The sequence below is a fragment of the Stenotrophomonas sp. STEN022 genome, assembly GCF_056760155.1.
On sequence record NZ_JBRREG010000005.1, the window covers coordinates 41,988 to 56,829 of the forward strand.

At 57.0% G+C, this 14,842-nt stretch carries 16 protein-coding genes and 1 pseudogene; 7 read left to right on the forward strand and 10 right to left on the reverse strand.

The genetic code is table 11. The features are described from left to right. The first annotated feature begins 5 nt into the window (after positions 1 to 5). The 6 genes from ACVOMF_RS02415 (at position 6) to ACVOMF_RS02440 (ending at position 3,987) form a co-directional block, all read left to right on the forward strand. On the forward strand, positions 6 to 692 hold the full coding sequence (locus ACVOMF_RS02415) for a J domain-containing protein (protein ID WP_481507842.1): 687 nt from the start codon (positions 6 to 8) through the stop codon (positions 690 to 692). Positions 693 to 714: 22 nt separating this feature from the next. Next, the gene (locus ACVOMF_RS02420) at positions 715 to 930 is read left to right on the forward strand and encodes a hypothetical protein (protein ID WP_481507843.1); all 216 of its coding nucleotides are present in this window, start codon (positions 715 to 717) and stop codon (positions 928 to 930) included. A gap of 23 nt (positions 931 to 953) precedes the next feature. Then, positions 954 to 1,202 (forward strand): hypothetical protein, encoded by a 249-nt coding sequence (locus ACVOMF_RS02425; RefSeq protein ID WP_481507844.1) that lies wholly within the window; start codon positions 954 to 956, stop codon positions 1,200 to 1,202. A gap of 101 nt (positions 1,203 to 1,303) precedes the next feature. Then, positions 1,304 to 2,257, forward strand: a complete 954-nt coding sequence (locus ACVOMF_RS02430; protein WP_481507845.1) for a toxin-antitoxin system YwqK family antitoxin — start codon at positions 1,304 to 1,306, stop codon at positions 2,255 to 2,257. 91 nt (positions 2,258 to 2,348) lie between these two features. Continuing rightward, positions 2,349 to 2,972 (forward strand): hypothetical protein, encoded by a 624-nt coding sequence (locus ACVOMF_RS02435; RefSeq protein ID WP_481507846.1) that lies wholly within the window; start codon positions 2,349 to 2,351, stop codon positions 2,970 to 2,972. A 253-nt stretch (positions 2,973 to 3,225) separates the two neighbouring features. Further along, positions 3,226 to 3,987, forward strand: a complete 762-nt coding sequence (locus ACVOMF_RS02440) for a MobA/MobL family protein (protein WP_481507847.1) — start codon at positions 3,226 to 3,228, stop codon at positions 3,985 to 3,987. Between the two features lie 51 nt (positions 3,988 to 4,038). Here ACVOMF_RS02440 and ACVOMF_RS02445 read toward each other — a convergent pair whose 3' ends face one another. The 9 genes and pseudogenes from ACVOMF_RS02445 to ACVOMF_RS02485 form a co-directional block, all read right to left on the reverse strand. Then, complete coding sequence (locus ACVOMF_RS02445) at positions 4,039 to 5,511, reverse strand: YfjI family protein (protein WP_481507848.1); 1,473 nt, start codon at positions 5,509 to 5,511, stop codon at positions 4,039 to 4,041. 65 nt (positions 5,512 to 5,576) lie between these two features. Next, positions 5,577 to 5,942 (reverse strand): hypothetical protein, encoded by a 366-nt coding sequence (locus ACVOMF_RS02450; RefSeq protein ID WP_481507849.1) that lies wholly within the window; start codon positions 5,940 to 5,942, stop codon positions 5,577 to 5,579. Further along, positions 5,939 to 6,325 (reverse strand): helix-turn-helix transcriptional regulator, encoded by a 387-nt coding sequence (locus ACVOMF_RS02455; protein WP_481507850.1) that lies wholly within the window; start codon positions 6,323 to 6,325, stop codon positions 5,939 to 5,941. The genes ACVOMF_RS02450 and ACVOMF_RS02455 overlap by 4 nt, the downstream gene beginning before the upstream one ends. Before the next feature lie 318 nt (positions 6,326 to 6,643). Next, the gene (locus ACVOMF_RS02460) at positions 6,644 to 7,621 is read right to left on the reverse strand and encodes a hypothetical protein (RefSeq protein WP_481507851.1); all 978 of its coding nucleotides are present in this window, start codon (positions 7,619 to 7,621) and stop codon (positions 6,644 to 6,646) included. Positions 7,622 to 7,723: 102 nt separating this feature from the next. Further along, positions 7,724 to 8,812 (reverse strand): annotated as a pseudogene (locus ACVOMF_RS02465) (IS3 family transposase). 189 nt (positions 8,813 to 9,001) lie between these two features. Next, positions 9,002 to 9,877: a hypothetical protein gene (locus tag ACVOMF_RS02470; protein WP_481507852.1), complete on the reverse strand. Its 876-nt coding sequence runs from the start codon at positions 9,875 to 9,877 to the stop codon at positions 9,002 to 9,004. Between the two features lie 5 nt (positions 9,878 to 9,882). After that, positions 9,883 to 10,092: a hypothetical protein gene (locus tag ACVOMF_RS02475; RefSeq protein WP_481507853.1), complete on the reverse strand. Its 210-nt coding sequence runs from the start codon at positions 10,090 to 10,092 to the stop codon at positions 9,883 to 9,885. A 37-nt stretch (positions 10,093 to 10,129) separates the two neighbouring features. Further along, positions 10,130 to 11,539, reverse strand: a complete 1,410-nt coding sequence (locus tag ACVOMF_RS02480; RefSeq protein ID WP_481507854.1) for a J domain-containing protein — start codon at positions 11,537 to 11,539, stop codon at positions 10,130 to 10,132. 419 nt (positions 11,540 to 11,958) lie between these two features. Continuing rightward, complete coding sequence (locus ACVOMF_RS02485) at positions 11,959 to 13,086, reverse strand: hypothetical protein (protein WP_481507855.1); 1,128 nt, start codon at positions 13,084 to 13,086, stop codon at positions 11,959 to 11,961. 466 nt (positions 13,087 to 13,552) lie between these two features. Here ACVOMF_RS02485 and ACVOMF_RS02490 point away from each other — a divergent pair, with 466 nt between their 5' ends. Continuing rightward, positions 13,553 to 13,702: a hypothetical protein gene (locus ACVOMF_RS02490; RefSeq protein WP_481507856.1), complete on the forward strand. Its 150-nt coding sequence runs from the start codon at positions 13,553 to 13,555 to the stop codon at positions 13,700 to 13,702. Between the two features lie 40 nt (positions 13,703 to 13,742). Here the strand turns inward: ACVOMF_RS02490 and ACVOMF_RS02495 are convergent, their stop codons facing one another. Continuing rightward, positions 13,743 to 14,606, reverse strand: coding sequence for an OST-HTH/LOTUS domain-containing protein (locus tag ACVOMF_RS02495; protein ID WP_481507857.1), 864 nt, complete (start codon positions 14,604 to 14,606; stop codon positions 13,743 to 13,745). Between the last annotated feature and the right edge of the window lie 236 nt (positions 14,607 to 14,842).

The window sequence follows — 14,842 nt, forward strand, 5'->3', positions numbered from 1 at the left end:
GCCTGATGGCGGATGAAAACCACTACGAAGTCCTCGGGGTACGCCCCGAGGCGCCCCTCTGGGAAATAGAACTGGCCTACAAGGGCCGGCGAAGCCAGTACCACCCTGACCGCTACGCCGCGGGAGACGAGGCGTCCGTGGCATGGGCGACCGCCAAGATGCAGGCCGTTAACAAGGCCTATGCGGTCCTCAAAGATCCAGACCAGCGCGAACGCTTCGACCGTAGCCAAGCGTCCGCCGGGTCTCCTGACCCAGGCCCGCGGACGGAGCGAGCCAAGGCCGCAGAGCCTCCACCGCTCCGCTCACTCCGAGAAGCACTGCAAGGGCTCGAGTTCAGCAATGAGCCCTTCGAACGCGTGTTCGTGGCTCCGCACATCCCCAGGAAGAAGCTCCTGGGCGCTCTGGACAGCTACGGGGAGAGGCTGCGTGCCCAAGACGTTGTCGTGCTCATCGACGACACCGTGTTCGGCGGTGCCAGGGAGGGCGTACTGATCACCGAAACCCAGATTCGGTGCAAGGCCAAGTTCGAGCAGGCCGAGATCCGGTTACTGGGCTGCCTAACGGAGATCACCGCTCACGGTGCGCACATCCGGATCCATGGCGAGCCCTTCATCACATTGAGTGTTCCCAACGCCGATGACCTGCGACGGCTGTTCAGAGCCGTCAGCCACTACTTGCAAGAAACCAACTGATCTCAACCAACAGGGGAATGACATGAAGTACCTGCTAGGCCTATACGGCGTGACCGTGCTGATCGCGGCCATATGTTTCGATATCTGGGGGCGCTATGCCTACAAGGGGTTCTTCTACAACCTCGGGCAGGGCCTGGTCTGGCCCGTAGTGGTCTTCCCGTCATTCGGAAAGCTGATCGGCGGTGTGGTCTGGATCGTGGTGATCTTTGCCCTGCTCGTCCTGGTAAAGAGGCGATAAGCATGGGATCAACAGTCCGAAAGATGCTCACCGTTGCTCTCATTCCGCTGGCGCTGTGCGCTTGTACCAGCGAGCTGGACAAGGTCCGTGGCCAGTTCATAGACAACTGCATGAGCAGCGGCGCACCGAAGTCCAACTGCAAATGCGCCATCGACAAGCTGCAGGAACACTACGGGGAACAGGGGCTGCTGGCTATCAACAGACAGGGCTACCCACCGTCCGACTTCGCCGAGCAGCTGTTCGTGGCAGCGGGCCAGTGTCGGAACCCCTGATAGCGCCTGACGTCCTGCCCACGAAGTAGGCCGCCGACAGTATCGCTCGTTGCCTCTGACGACCGAATGCCGGCCGCCCAAACATACAGACAAGGAATTCCATGAAAAGTATCAACTACGTTGCAGCCATGCTGGCTGCCCTTCTTCTTGGTGGATGCAGCAAGCCAGTCCTGGACTGGCGCAATGCAGAGCTGAGTAACGGCAAGATCTACGAATCTGGCTCCAACGAGCCATTCGACGGGCAAATCACCGGTGTACCGCACAAGCAGCTCGAACCGCTCCTGGGCTCTCTGAGGACCATCCTTCAGAACCTGAACACCAATCAGTCCACCAGCATGACCGCACTGCTGGGCAACTTGAACTATGTCTGCGATGTGGAGGTGGAAGAAGGGTTGGTAGGTGGCCAGTACACCTGCCGCTATCCGCAGTCACAGGTCGTCGCCTACGAAGGCAAGCGGACCGACGGTGGTCTGGATGGGGAGACAGTGTTCCATACGAAGACGGGCAGTCCCGGCGTCATCCTGACAATGCAGAACGGCCGCGTGGAAGGGCCGATCAAGATCTACTTCGCCGAAAAGCCTGGGCAACTCTCCTACCAGGCGACGGCTGTGAACAATGGTCTGGAAGGAGAGGCGGTCAGCTACTACCTCAACGGCCAGGTCAAGGTAAAGGCCAACTTCAAAGGCAGCGTGCCTGTAGGGCTGTGGGAGGCCTACTGGGAAGAGAACGGAGCAATCTCAGAGCGAGGCCTGTACGAGGGCGGAAAGCTGGTCTCACAGACCCACTATCTGCAAGACGGCACGGAATACCTGACGGAGCCGGAAATGTGGGCGCTCCATCGTTCGATTTCGGGAAGTGATGATTTCACTCTGACGCCCAAGCAGGAAGTTCTGCTTACAGAGGCGGAGAAGCGATACAACGCAGTACGCCTGCTGACGCCGGCCCAGCGCGAAGCGAGATATCAGGCGGAGCAGGAGAGCATTCGGGCTGACAAGATCGCTCGCGGTCTGGATCCGGACTGTTGGGTCTGTGACGGATCAGACAAGAGGAACTGATGCGGTAGTGAAGGAAGATAGCGGGCGTGCACAAGCACGCCCGCTCCATGCGCGTGGTTGGTTTTTTCCCAAAACGACTCCAGGAGAGGGTATGAAGAAGGTAGGTATGTTGGTGGGAGCCATGTTGGCCGTACTGGCGCTTGTAGGTTGCAAGAAGGAAGCGGCTCTCACCCAGGCCGGTGATATCAACCTAGCCGGATGCGAAGTGCCGGCGGGTTTGACGGCGGCACAGGCGGAGGCGGTCAGCTGCGCACCTGCGCAGGCAGAGCCCCAGATCGCAGCAGAGCCCTCAGTAGCTGCCTCGGATGAGAGCGTTATCAATGAAGCACTGGCTCGGCAGGCTTTCATCTTCGATCAGGCGGATGAGAACCTTGAAGCGAGGAAGTTCGCTGAAGGTGACCTCAATGGTGACGGTGTCAGCGATAAGGCCGTGTTGTTCGTACTGGAGGCGACCAATGGTGGTAACGCCTACGCCACGCATCTGGCTGTCTTTGTAAGAGAGGGCGCTGCATTGGCATATGCCGACTCACTGCCGGTGTCTGGGTACGGTGAGGGCGTTCAGGGTTTCACGGTCCAAGAAGGAGCGGTTGCGATCAAGACCCTGGTACAGGGACCTGACGATGCCACCTGCTGTCCATCGGTGGAGAAGAATGTGAGCTACGTTCTTCAAAACGGGAAGTTGACTGAAGCTAAGCCTGTCAGTGCAGCCTATTGATTCAACTGATGCTCGGAGCATGATGAGTAGTTTCTTACTCCTAGGTGCATAAGGTATGAGAGAAGCCGGCTACCAGTACCTACACACCCCTCAGCCAACGACATGCACTAGATGCAATAGAAGGGAGGGGGGAATGAGTAAGCGCATATAACGTTTCTCAGTGGTAGGTGAAGATTCGCCACCAAGGGAAACCAATTCAGGGTCGAGGACATATGTCCTCGGCCCTTTTTTCTCCACAACAACAGGAGGGGAGATGGCGACCTACTTTGCAAAGTTCAGCACGGGAAAGAAAGGAACGGCTGCAGAGCATTCGCGGTACGACGCGCGACAAGGGAAATGGCAGAGCAGGAACGACCTGGTATCTGTGGATTACGACAACATGCCAGATTGGGCCGAGAGTGAACCAATCCGGCTATGGAAGGCGGCGGACAGTTACGAGCGTGAGAACGGAGCCGCGTACATCGAGGCGATCATTGCACTGCCCCAGGAGCTGACCAACGAGCAAAATAGACGATTGGCAAGAGAGTTGGCGGAGATCATTGCGCCAGGGCTACCTCGACAGCTTGCAATCCATGACCCGCTGTCCACCTTGGCAGGGGTGCGAAATCCCCATATGCACCTGATGTTCTCGGCTCGAAAGCCTGATGGTGTTCCGCGTCCACCGGAGCAGTTCTTCCGCCGGTACAACAGTAAGAACCCGGAACGGGGAGGGTGTCGTAAGGAGCGCGGCGGTCGAACACCACAGGAAATGGGGGAGGATCTTCGTCTGCTCAGAGAACGGATCGCAGACTCCCAGAATCAGGCGCTGGCGGCAGCCGGGCAGGCTGCACGAGTTGATCATCGGAGCAACTACGACCGGGGCGTCGATAAGCTACCAGAGCGTCATTTGGGACCGGCCGCCATCCGTCGAATGACGGATGGTCAGAAGGGGAGGTACATCGGACAGCGAGCAGGGATGCGCCCCGTCGCCGGCCGGATGTCACTTTTAGATGGTGGGGGCGATAAAAGCCGCTAAACCTGCTAAAGGTTTAGCAGGTTTAGCGGGTTGTGGGAGGAATGCCGCTAACTAGGGGCGATGGCACGTATGGTCGGTGGTCCGGAACTCGATGGTTGCCGCCGTGCCGCCGCGGCCGTGCGTCCCGTGATGGATGGTCAGATAGCCTTTCGCTTCGAGGACCCCGAGAAGCTCATGCAGATGCTTTCCTCGGAACTTAAGCGGGCAATAGTTCATGAGGTTGCTGATCACCTTCAAGTCCACGTAGCGTTTGATCCTTTGGCCTCGGGGGCTACGCACATTACTGTTAAGCCAGTCATACAATTTCAGGGCATCCAGTTCCTTCTGGTCCTTCGGAAGAACGTGCTCCTGGTAGTCCTTGGACGCTTCGTGGCAGATGGTGATCGCACTCAGCGTTGCAGCCATTCCGATGTCACCTGCGTAGCCCTCGAAGGCGTGCAGCACACTCGCGACGCGGGCCACGTTATCAGCGAGTTTCGAGGCGTGATCACCCGCGTTCTCGTAGCGTCCCCCGGCCTTGATGTTCGTCTCCACCTCATTGAAGTACAAGGTCCATGCCAGAGCAGCCTCCTTGGAGAACTTCAACGTGCTGCGCTTGAACCCGTCGTTCAGAACGGCGGCCTCAACCTGAACAAGGAATTCCGCAGCCCTCGCGTTGAAAGCATCGATAGCTGGCGTGCGGTCCTCGGTGATGTCAATGATTCGCTCACCCTGGGTGCTTCGGTCGTGACTGAAGATGAAGCGGGCAAACAGTCCTGACTCCATCGCCTCTGCTCCCTTGCCGCGCATGATTCGGGCCAGCGCTTCGGTCTGTATCATCAACGAAGCACTCAGGCGTGCATCGTCGATGGTGTAGCTCGGTCCGGATACGCGATCTACTGCAACGTCCTCACAGCTCCAGAACTTGTTGAAGTCCGCATCATTGGCGATCAGCAGGTTGTTGAGCAGCTTCTTGCTGTCACTGCTCAGGATCATGGCGCTACGGAACTGATCCAAACCATTCTTCAGCGCTTGCATGCTGGTATCGTCAAAGATCAGTTTGATCTTTGGCGGCTTCACTGGTGCTGCAAGCGAGTGCGTAACTAGTCTCTCCTCGATCGTGGTCGTGTCATCGCCGAGTTCCTCGGCCTTATCCAACAGTTTCAGAAGTGCGCGATTCTTTGCCCTCCAAACACTCGACTTGGCTGAGTGAAGCGCATAAGCGGCGTCGTGCGCACCCTTCCTGGACTTTTCGAAAGTGCGGATGGAGCGAGTGAAGCAGTTGTCAACAGTCGTCTTACGCTCACCGGATTTACCTTCCTGAAGAACGTAAAGATTCGTTCCGACCACACCGCCGGCAGGCTTCTCAACATCAATCAGCATCTGAACTGCTCCAGCGCAAACTGCGAGCGCACTGTAGATGGCCATCTTGGGCGGGGTCATGAGGAGTCGAGTGGCCTCCTCTGTTGCCGACTGAAAGATCGGAAGTGGCAGTTCACGTAGGTTCGGCAGCTTGTGGAACGGGAAATCGATCGTGGTGCTCATTTTCTATTGATCCAGAAGGTGGCGCCCGGCTCTAAGCCGGGGCCGAGGAGGTTGAGTAGACGTAGTTAGCCGTTGGTGACGGAAGGGGCAGCGTCTGCGGTGGTAGCTTCTTCCTTGATCCACCGAGACGACGCGCCGCACAGCGAGCACGCGATCACTTCGCCGTTCTCATCGCGCCGCGCGCGCTCCGCTTCCAGCATCTTGCGGAACTGAGGGGCATGCACCTTATGGCCGTACGCCGCGTTGAACTTCTCCAACATCAGCTTTTGCGGGATGCTGGCGATAAGATGCTGCTCGATAACGGGATAGGCCTCAGCGAAGTCGATGACCTTCTGGTTCTTGCTGTTCTTGACCTCCTCCTCGAGGAAAAACTTCAGCTTCTCCAGAGAGGACTTGTTACCCAGCAGTGCATTGTTATTAGAAGTGCTCATGCGCGGACCTCATTCGCAGCGTTGCGAGTGATGGAAGCACGCATGGAAAGGTAGGCCTGGATCTCCGAGTGCCACCAGACGGACGGCGAACGGACGCTGGTGCCCAGCTTGAACGGCTTCGGAGCGGTCGGGTCGTAGTTGGGGGAATTGCTATTCAGGCGTTCGTACCAAGTGCTCTTGCCAATGCCCAGCAAGTGCAGGACCTCGGGCAATCGAATAGCACGGTTGTTCTCATACAAGCCGAGCGGCGAAGTGTGCAGGAACGCCTTGAGGCGCTCGAGGAGTTCCTGAGGGTTTTCGTCGGGCGGCAATGCGGTCGCGCGGCGCGCTTCACGGAAAGTCGCGGGCGAAGCGTTGGACGGAGAAGTGGACTTGAGCTGCATTTCAGAATTTCCTCTGTGTTAGTCCGGGAAGCGATGTGCTTCCCGGTATGAGAAAGTCTGATGCGGGCCGAGTTGAAAACTTGCCGGGTCAACCCTTGACGGGGTTGACATTTGCGTGAAATTGATGCTTGAGGTCGCCCTTGGGCTTCATGAGAGATAAGGTGCCGCGTGCTGGAATGGATTCGGCCCAAAGTGTTGGCCTCATTCTGGACGCGAGATTCTCAGCTGAGGTGCCTGCGACGGTTCCCCCTAGTGAAGGCGGGGGGGCGCTCTGTTCCTAACGGAGCCGTGAAGTGCATTGGGCTTAGGTGGCCCTGATCACTTATCGGTATCGTGAGAAAAGTGAAGCACGCGTTCAAATTCGGTGGATCCAGTGAGCACGATTCTTGTATGGAACTCTTTGGTAGAGATCTCGATGTTTTCTTGAGTACTTCGTGGAGCTGAGGGCGGAGATGAGGCTGTCTTGGATGTCTTGCGTCGGAAGGCAGCGAAGGCCTCTGCCATCTGTGGATAAGGCCCATTCGGGCGTGCCCAGTCGTCGAGCGTATTCCTCAGGCGGTCCATTGCGTTGTTGTCTTTGTTGTGCTTGTTGCCCTCTGGGACATAGTGATCAAGCTTCTCAAACGCAGCAAGGAGTGCGAGTTCACCGTCTTTGTTCTTGTGGGTGCATATGAAGTCGATAACCGCATCCTTGGCTTTCTCGATGCTGGTGATCTTTGGGTTGCCCTGCAGTCTTTTTAGAACCTCGAGTACATAGACTCGACGGTCCTCCGAGTCTTCTGCTTTGTCCTTTGCGGAGTAGTACGCAAAGGTCTTCTTTGCACTCAGGCGCGAGTTCAGGCCGAGGTTGTAGTAGGCCATCGTGATGACATGCCACAGTCGGTCACTGGGATCTTCTTCTTCACAAAGCCTCCGTGCTTCTTGGATGTAGATGGCCGCGATAAGCATTCCTTTGTATGGGTAAGGGTCTAGGCTATTCCAGGATTTGGGAGACAATGCTCCAATCACGACTTGGAAGCGCAACCATTCAAGCTTGGAGCCCATCCCCGGTAATTCATCCTGCTCCAACAGTGAGGCGGCGAACTCCCAAAGATCGCTCGTATCGTCAAGTGGATTCGCAAACATCTGCTCGTGCCATAGAAGAATGGCATGAGACACCATCCTCCCTGGTAGAACTTCTCGCTCGCCATCGTATTCGTAGAAGAAGTGGGTGCTTGGGAAGTCCGGGTCGTAAACACTACCCAGGTCTTCCGCAGACAGTTTCTTCTCCCGCTTCTTTGTCTTTGTTACGTTCATTCTGTTCTCGGTGTGAGTCATCAAAGAGCTAGATGAGTGCGAAGTTCATAGTTGGCACCTGTAACGGTAATCCCCCGCTTTTAGCGGCTGCCAAAAGTGGAGCTATGCGGCCATCGCCAGTTTCATTGCTGGCGTGATGCCGCCGAGCGCCATTTTGGGGGGCTCGTGGTTGTACGTGCATAGCCAGCGCGTGACCTTGTCCTGCACCTGCTCGATGGTGTCGAACAAGGTCGTGGCCAGCCAGGCATAGCGGACGGTGCGGTTGTAGCGTTCGACGTAAGCATTCTGCTGTGGCTTACCTGGCTGGATTTGCTCGATCAGGATGCCTTCGCGTTCGGCCCAGGTCAGTAGCGCACCACTGAGGTATTCGGGGCCGTTGTCGCAGCGAATGACCTTTGGCTTGCCGCGCCATTGGATGATCTGCTCCAGCGATCGTATGACTCGGCCCGATGGCAGCCACAGATCGATCTCAATCCCGAGTCCCTCGCGGTTGAAGTCATCGAGCACGTTGAATAACCGGAAGCTGCGGCCATCAGCCAGCTGATCGTGCATGAAGTCCATCGACCAGACCTGGTTGATCGTCTCCGGCACCTTCAAAGGCTCCGGCCGCTCGCGCACCAACCGCTTCTTCGGCTTGATCCGTAGGTTCAACTCCAGCTACCGATAGATGCGATACACCCGCTTGTGGTTCCAGCCAAAGCTCTTCACGTTGCGCAGGTGCAGGAAGAACAGGCCAAATCCCCAATCGCGATAGGCCGTGGTCAGCCGGACAAGCCAATCAGCTATCCGCTCGTTTTCTTCGCTCGCTTTGGCTTGATAGCGGTAGCAGGTCTGGCTGACTTCGAACGCCTGGCAGGCGTGCGGGACGCTCAGCGCCCTGTTCGCCACTGCCCACTTGGCCATCTCCCGGTGTTGAGATGGCCTCACCATCTTTTTTGCCATCGCCTCGCGGAGTACTTCGGCGGTCATCTGCGATTCGGCATACATCTTCTTCAGGCGCCGGTTCTCCTCCTGCAGCTCTTTGAGCTGGGACATCAGTGATGCGTCCATGCCGCCAAACTTGCTGCGCCACTTGTAAAAAGTTGCCGAACTGATTCCGTGCTCGCGACACAGTTCCGGTACGGGCGTGCCGGTCTCGGCCTGCTTGAGTACCGCGATGATCTGGCTGTCGGTGAAACGGGATGTCTTCATGGAACCTCCTCGGAAAAGGGTACGAGAAAATTCCACTTTTGGCGTCAGCTAATCTGCGGGGGGATTACCACGATGCACCTCACCCGTTAGTAATCGAAAGGCGGACTTGAGCCGATATCCCATCCAGCTTGAAGGGTGACTCCTTAGGGGGAAAATAATATTTACACAAGAACTCCCGCCCGCGCTCACCTATGGGCGAAAGTTGTCGAACAGGTTTTCGACGGACGATGGCGTGCACTGAACTGTTGCGGCGTGACGGCCATTGATCTCGACTTCGACGCCCGCTTCCCGGGCGCCACTCTCACCGATCCGGTCGAAGATGCTGTAGGCCGTATTTCCCGTAGGAATTCTGACCGTGTCCATCGACGAGGTTCGCGCCACTGACACCATGCTGTGGGGGACAGAGAGGTTCATCTCGGACTTCTCCGTACGCCGCGCGAAGATGTAACGCAGTGCCGAGCCGGAATCGCACAGCGTTACCTCCTTCTGGTTTGTTGTGGTGCAGCTGAAGATCCGTCGCTCAGCATTTGTGCATGTCGTCGCGTCAGTTGATAGCGACGAGTGCACAGGCTCCGCAGGTGACTGAATGGAACCAGTATTGGAAGGTGCCATGCACTGGCCAGACTCACATATCCGGTCACCCTTGCAGTCAGCGTCCTTTCCGCATTGCGAAAAAGCCGGTTCTTGCAGGGGAAGCTGAGAATCCTGCTGAGGCGTTGCAGGGGGCTTAGCAAGCGCCGGATCGGGAAGGCCTGCCGGCTGGTCAAGCCCAAATGCGCGCCTCATTATGAAGGCGGCTTCTTTACCGACTCCGCAGCTCTCAAGTGCGTCGACCATTGCCCCATTCCATTCCCGGTCCGGGAGCTTCTCGACTCGGACATAGTCGTCGATCTGGCTGCTGCTGAACTTGCCTTTCAGCTCCTTGTACGTGCACGAGCACAGTTCCTTCGGGATGCCCTGAGCGGTACAACTGGCCACATATCTGCTTCGCGACTTTCCGTCGCATGCCACAAGCAGCATCGAGACGATCATCGCCATGAGGATGATTGTTGCGTTCTTCGCCATGTGGTTCACTTCTTCGATGCCAGGACCAGGCCGAGTACGCCAAGCAGTACAATGCCGCCGAGTATCTTCCCCAGCGACGGGAAGATAATTGCAGGCCAGATGATTGACTTGCCCACGTTGTATGCAAAGCCCTTGTAAGCGTCGTCGCCCCACCAGTTCCCGTAGAAAGCGAAGATGATTGCAATGATGAAATAAAGTGCGGCCAGTTTCTTCACGGTCATTCCTTGAATTCGAAGCAGTCATTTATTGGCACTAGGCGATCCACTCAAGAAGCGCGCTCTCGATATCGTCATCGATGTCATCCAGAAACCCGGGAATGGCATTCGTGGGCAGATATCTATCTGTTGCCTCGTGCATGAAACTCAGGAATTCGTTGCCGAAAGCGGTCACTGGGTAGAGCTCCATTAGTGCGGGCGAGCGGATGGAATGCTCGAACTCATCAATCAGGCCGGAGGCATCCCTTTCTGATATCAGGAGCTTGTATCGGCCCCATCTGCGCATGAACTCGTTGAAGAATCCCGACTTCCTCAGCTCTTGCTGGATGGTTTCCATCTTGTGGAGACCTCGGATCTCACTGAAACCACTGACCTCGATGATGCATTCGATCAGCAGGGTGGTCGCGGTAGCTGCTGCAATCTCATCCGCATACTCACGCCCATCAGGGATATTTGCTCTGATCAAGTGCTCAGCGGCAGCGGTCGAGTAGATAAGGAGCTCAAAGCGAATGGCGTCGCTCGTCCAGAGTGAGCGCAGTTCGCGAGGAACACCGCTCTCCGATTCGATCCATTCTGCAAGCGACAGGGAGATCGGAAGAAGCCGGCTGGCGAGCTGCAGGACCGCTTGCTCCGCTCCTTGAGTAGTCTTGATCCTCCTGTCTATGTTTTGCTCAAAGCTCTTGTAGTAGCCCTTTTCCAGTAGCGTGAGGGCTTGGTGTTCTGTTCCGGCAGAAGCCGGGCGCTTGTGCTTGGTCTCGCGCGGCGCATCGGCGTGGCGCTGCTGACAAAAGGCATTGAAGAAGTCAAAGAACTGATGGACTTCATCTGAGTCCGGCACGTTCAGTTTGCCAAATTCCTGCCCGTTGACCGTGATCCTGCTCTTATAAGCCTCGATGCTGCCGATTTTTTCCACCTGGACCGAGCAGGGGGATTCGAAGACCGCCTTGAACCTGAGCTCTTGCTCCGTGATAAGCACACCCTCTTTAGCACTCCCGAAGACGGTGTCGTCGATCAGCGCGATGACATTACGGGGGTTTAGCCCACGGCCATAGCTTTCCAGGGCGCCACCCAGCTTTTTTTGCGGGATGTTGGGAGCGACATGTATCTTCTGGAAGAACTCATTGTCCGGTACATACCGTTGAAGAAAATCCAGCAACGGGCTGCGCTTGTCCGGCTCGGGAATGGGCGGTGGTGAAGCTGCCGGCTTGGCAGATTGCTTCCCACGCTGTTGATCAAACCGTGCTCGCTCACTCTTATCCTTCAGGATGGAGTATGCCGCGTTCAGTTCCTTCATTTTTTCCGTGGCCCAGGCGAGGGTTTCGGAATCGGAACTGGCGTAACGATCCGGGTGATACTGGCTCCGCCGCCCCTTGTACGCGAGGTCGATTTCATCGATTGACGCACTGGGACGGATTCCCAGCACTTCATAATAATCCTTTTCCAACATGCATCCCCCTGATGCTTCCTTTCTCACTTTTGGCGCTTCGTCAAAAGCATTTGAGAGAATAGCATCGATGATGAATGGGGGGGTATTCTTTTTTTCGAGAGGGTTCCCCCCTCTGCTAACACGGATACTTCAGTTAAGCCCCATGGTGGGGCCTACGCCAGCCTCACCAGCGCAACGTCCCCCTGTGAACTTTCAGGGCTTAATCGGAGTGCGCCAACGTTCAAGCTTTCCTTGCCCCGTGTGGGGCTAACAAGGAGACGAATATGGCAAAGGGTAATGGTGGATCGGCTGGGAAGGCCGGTGGTGGCTCGAAGGGCGGCTCGACTGCCGGCGGCGCTCGAGGCCCCGCTGGGTGGCCGTCGACCAAGCCTGGGATGCCGTCTGGCGGCAACCGCAGCAACGCCCCTGCGAAGCGCTGACTACGGATCGATCAGCCGAGCTGGGGACGGTGGGCCTGTCGACGGGGCCGGGGGTGGGTAGCGGTGTCTATGCCGCTCCCACCATCCCAGATAGGCCTCCCGCCAACCCGTGCGGTCCATGTGGCCCGCGGTGGTTGGGTGGTCTGGCAGGAGTAGGCTCAACAAGAGTGCGGCCACCAGGTAGGTTTCAAGCAGGTCCGCTTGGTCATCGAGATCAGACGCCTTCGCCTTGGGGGTCCAGAGTTGGGTGTGGACCAGTGTTCTGAATGACTTTCGAGTTAGCTGGGCCTTGCCACTTCTGAAGCCGCGAACGAACCGATCGCCCTCGCCAAGTCGTGTCCCTGATAGATCTGCCTGGATGCCCATGTCCGCGATAGGGAGCGGGCGCTCAGGCCAGCGGCCCTCGCGCAAGTAGTAGCCGACGGCGCCAATGAAATCTACGAGGCGCGCGGTAGGGTCAGCTGGGGTATGGCGACGCCGATGAGTTGGTCCAGGCGGTGCCAACAGCACTGCAAATCTGGGGAGACCCGCCAAGGCGTCTGGCACCCCGGTCCGTCCAATCCAATGCCCGATTTCGTGGTCCACTGCAGCCAGGAATGACAGCGCCATGTTGGCGCGCCGGTTCAGGGCCAGATTGAAGGCGGCCCGCTCAGGTGCGGTCAGCTCCAGCGTGGGACCTCGGATACCCGCCACCGCCAACGTTGCGCAGTAGGCAGGCCCAAGCTCGGACTGCGGGCCTATCTCGTCGAAAAAGCCGGACACGTCTGTGTCCGACAATTGACATAGCCGTTTGTCGGACGCATCGAACATGGCGACCAGTTCTCGGGTTGGTGGTGACGTATGCTCGTTGAGCAAACCTAGCCCGTAGAGCATGATCGCCGAGTGTCCCTGGGGGATTTCCTCTTTGAATCCTCGAAATTCGGCGTCTGGGACGCCGCGTTTCTGGAGCATGCGCAGCAGTAGCGAGTCCGAATGTGCTTCGACTTGCTCGCGCTTGGCCATGAAGGCTGCGTAGCCACGTCCTCGACGATAGTTCATGTGGTTCAGGCCCGTGGCGTACTCAAAGAACGCAGCGGGGGCCATGCCCACAAGCTTGTGAGCAACCTCGATATGGAGAGCGAAGAGCATTGCCTATCTCATGCTACCAGTGGAAGGGCGAAATCAGCCGATGCTTGCATCATGGGGCGTCGCTGCTCCAGCGGATCAGTGCGGTGACAGGCGGCTTCGACTTTCTTGGGGAGACTTCGCGTCATATTCTCCTCAACGTACCCACTCCGGGAAAATGAACGAAAAAAAATACGAAGACGTCCGAGAAAAAACTCTCCCTGGAAAACCTAGGTACCGTTTACGATCCAGATTTTCCGAGCCCCCACTTTTTTACGAGTACGATGGAGAGCGAGAAGTTCTACCAGGGGAGATGGTATCTCATGCCATTCTGCTCTGGCATGAGCAAATGCTTGTAATCCCCTTGACGATACCAGCGATTTTTGGGAATTGGCGGCGTCGTTGTTGGATCAGGATAAGCTGCCGGCGATGAGCCACAGACCCGTGCTGTGTATGGGGAGGGAAAGACGGGGCGCTCAGCATGGCGCTGGTGATCGATTGCCATACCCAGCAACTGTTGGGTTGGCACCTGTCACAGACCGGCAAGGCCAGCATCACCTCCGCCACGTGGATGCAGGCGCTGAGTACGCGCTCATTATTGGACTCTGGGCGTCACCTGACCGTTAGCGGACGTCCGTAGCGAGCAGGCACCTCTTGAGCGACTGTCGTGATGCTTTCGTTTAACGGTCGGTCGCGTTGCGTCGTTCCCGATACCACGCTCCGAACTGTCCATTGTGCGTGAATCGACGCAACTCGAATTGTCCCGACTCGTGAATGACGTGACGCCAGCGGGAGCAACCGTACTTTTGTGGCGTTTGCTGAGGATGGTGTTCGGTAATCCATCGCGTGGCAGCATCAAGGTTTACCCAGTCGTCGATGGAAAGTGTATGGAAAGCTTCCCTCAGCGCTCCGACAATGCCCGCCATTGGCCAAAGAATCTTACCGTCGGGTGCAATTCCATTGACGACCATTTCGTGGAATTGTGTTGATTGCACCAACTCGGCAGCGGCTTTTCTTGCCTCATCCATGTAGCCAGAAAACGTGACCAGTTGTTCGAAGTGCCGGTCGATCTCTGCGTATGAGCGGCTCAGCGCGCCCTGGGCTTGAAGGCAACCGTCAATAGTCCAGAGATCATGTAAGTCGATGAAATGGTGCACCAGTGTATTTCGTAGTGTCACCAGCTCGCGCAGTTCCGTCTTGAGGGCCTCGTGACGTTCGGTTGGCAGTTTGAGCTGCATCCGGAAGCTGAAATGGATTGAGCCGTCAGGTTGCTTGTGTGTGTCGTCGGATAGTTCGCAATCCTCTTTCAAGATGTAGTCGCCCATCAGGCGGCCGATCAACGTGCCTAGCGTCTTGTCGCTAGTCTCTGCCATCCGGGCGCCTAGAGCATGCGGGAGCATCTCAGATGTCCCAGACAGCTTCTGGAATGCGATCATTGCCTTCAGCAGGCGCTCGTACTGTTGCAAACGCAAGAGGCAACGGCCCAAGAGCCGTTGTACTTCGCGTTGCGGTCCTGAGATGTCAGATTGGTCGGGGACAGCCATCGGGAATCCGAGCGAAAGTGCTAGAAGCGGTTAGGTTACGATATCGCTTGAACTGAAAGATGTGGGACTAATCTGAACGCTATGCTACACCAAGCGCTTTCGACCCAAACCGGACCTTTGCGCGGCCATAAACGTAAAACCTGAGCGGGCGCCGAGCCAACAGTTGCGTCCGTTTGTACGCGGGCTTGTTGGTCGGCCGCTGTCGCTCCAAGATCGCGCTGCATCTGTGAGATGCC

Excerpts from the sequence above, each read along its gene's own strand:
- ACVOMF_RS02430 (WP_481507845.1), top strand. The coding sequence starts at position 1,304 with ATGAAAAGTATCAACTACGTTGCAGCCATGCTGGCTGCCCTTCTTCTT.
- ACVOMF_RS02495 (WP_481507857.1), bottom strand. The coding sequence starts at position 14,606 with ATGGCTGTCCCCGACCAATCTGACATCTCAGGACCGCAACGCGAAGTA.
- ACVOMF_RS02440 (WP_481507847.1), top strand. The coding sequence starts at position 3,226 with ATGGCGACCTACTTTGCAAAGTTCAGCACGGGAAAGAAAGGAACGGCT.
- ACVOMF_RS02445 (WP_481507848.1), bottom strand. The coding sequence starts at position 5,511 with ATGAGCACCACGATCGATTTCCCGTTCCACAAGCTGCCGAACCTACGT.
- ACVOMF_RS02420 (WP_481507843.1), top strand. The coding sequence starts at position 715 with ATGAAGTACCTGCTAGGCCTATACGGCGTGACCGTGCTGATCGCGGCC.
- ACVOMF_RS02480 (WP_481507854.1), bottom strand. The coding sequence starts at position 11,539 with ATGTTGGAAAAGGATTATTATGAAGTGCTGGGAATCCGTCCCAGTGCG.
- ACVOMF_RS02450 (WP_481507849.1), bottom strand. The coding sequence starts at position 5,942 with ATGAGCACTTCTAATAACAATGCACTGCTGGGTAACAAGTCCTCTCTG.
- ACVOMF_RS02460 (WP_481507851.1), bottom strand. The coding sequence starts at position 7,621 with ATGAACGTAACAAAGACAAAGAAGCGGGAGAAGAAACTGTCTGCGGAA.
- ACVOMF_RS02470 (WP_481507852.1), bottom strand. The coding sequence starts at position 9,877 with ATGGCGAAGAACGCAACAATCATCCTCATGGCGATGATCGTCTCGATG.
- ACVOMF_RS02425 (WP_481507844.1), top strand. The coding sequence starts at position 954 with ATGCTCACCGTTGCTCTCATTCCGCTGGCGCTGTGCGCTTGTACCAGC.
- ACVOMF_RS02435 (WP_481507846.1), top strand. The coding sequence starts at position 2,349 with ATGAAGAAGGTAGGTATGTTGGTGGGAGCCATGTTGGCCGTACTGGCG.
- ACVOMF_RS02415 (WP_481507842.1), top strand. The coding sequence starts at position 6 with ATGGCGGATGAAAACCACTACGAAGTCCTCGGGGTACGCCCCGAGGCG.
- ACVOMF_RS02455 (WP_481507850.1), bottom strand. The coding sequence starts at position 6,325 with ATGCAGCTCAAGTCCACTTCTCCGTCCAACGCTTCGCCCGCGACTTTC.
- ACVOMF_RS02485 (WP_481507855.1), bottom strand. The coding sequence starts at position 13,086 with ATGCTCTTCGCTCTCCATATCGAGGTTGCTCACAAGCTTGTGGGCATG.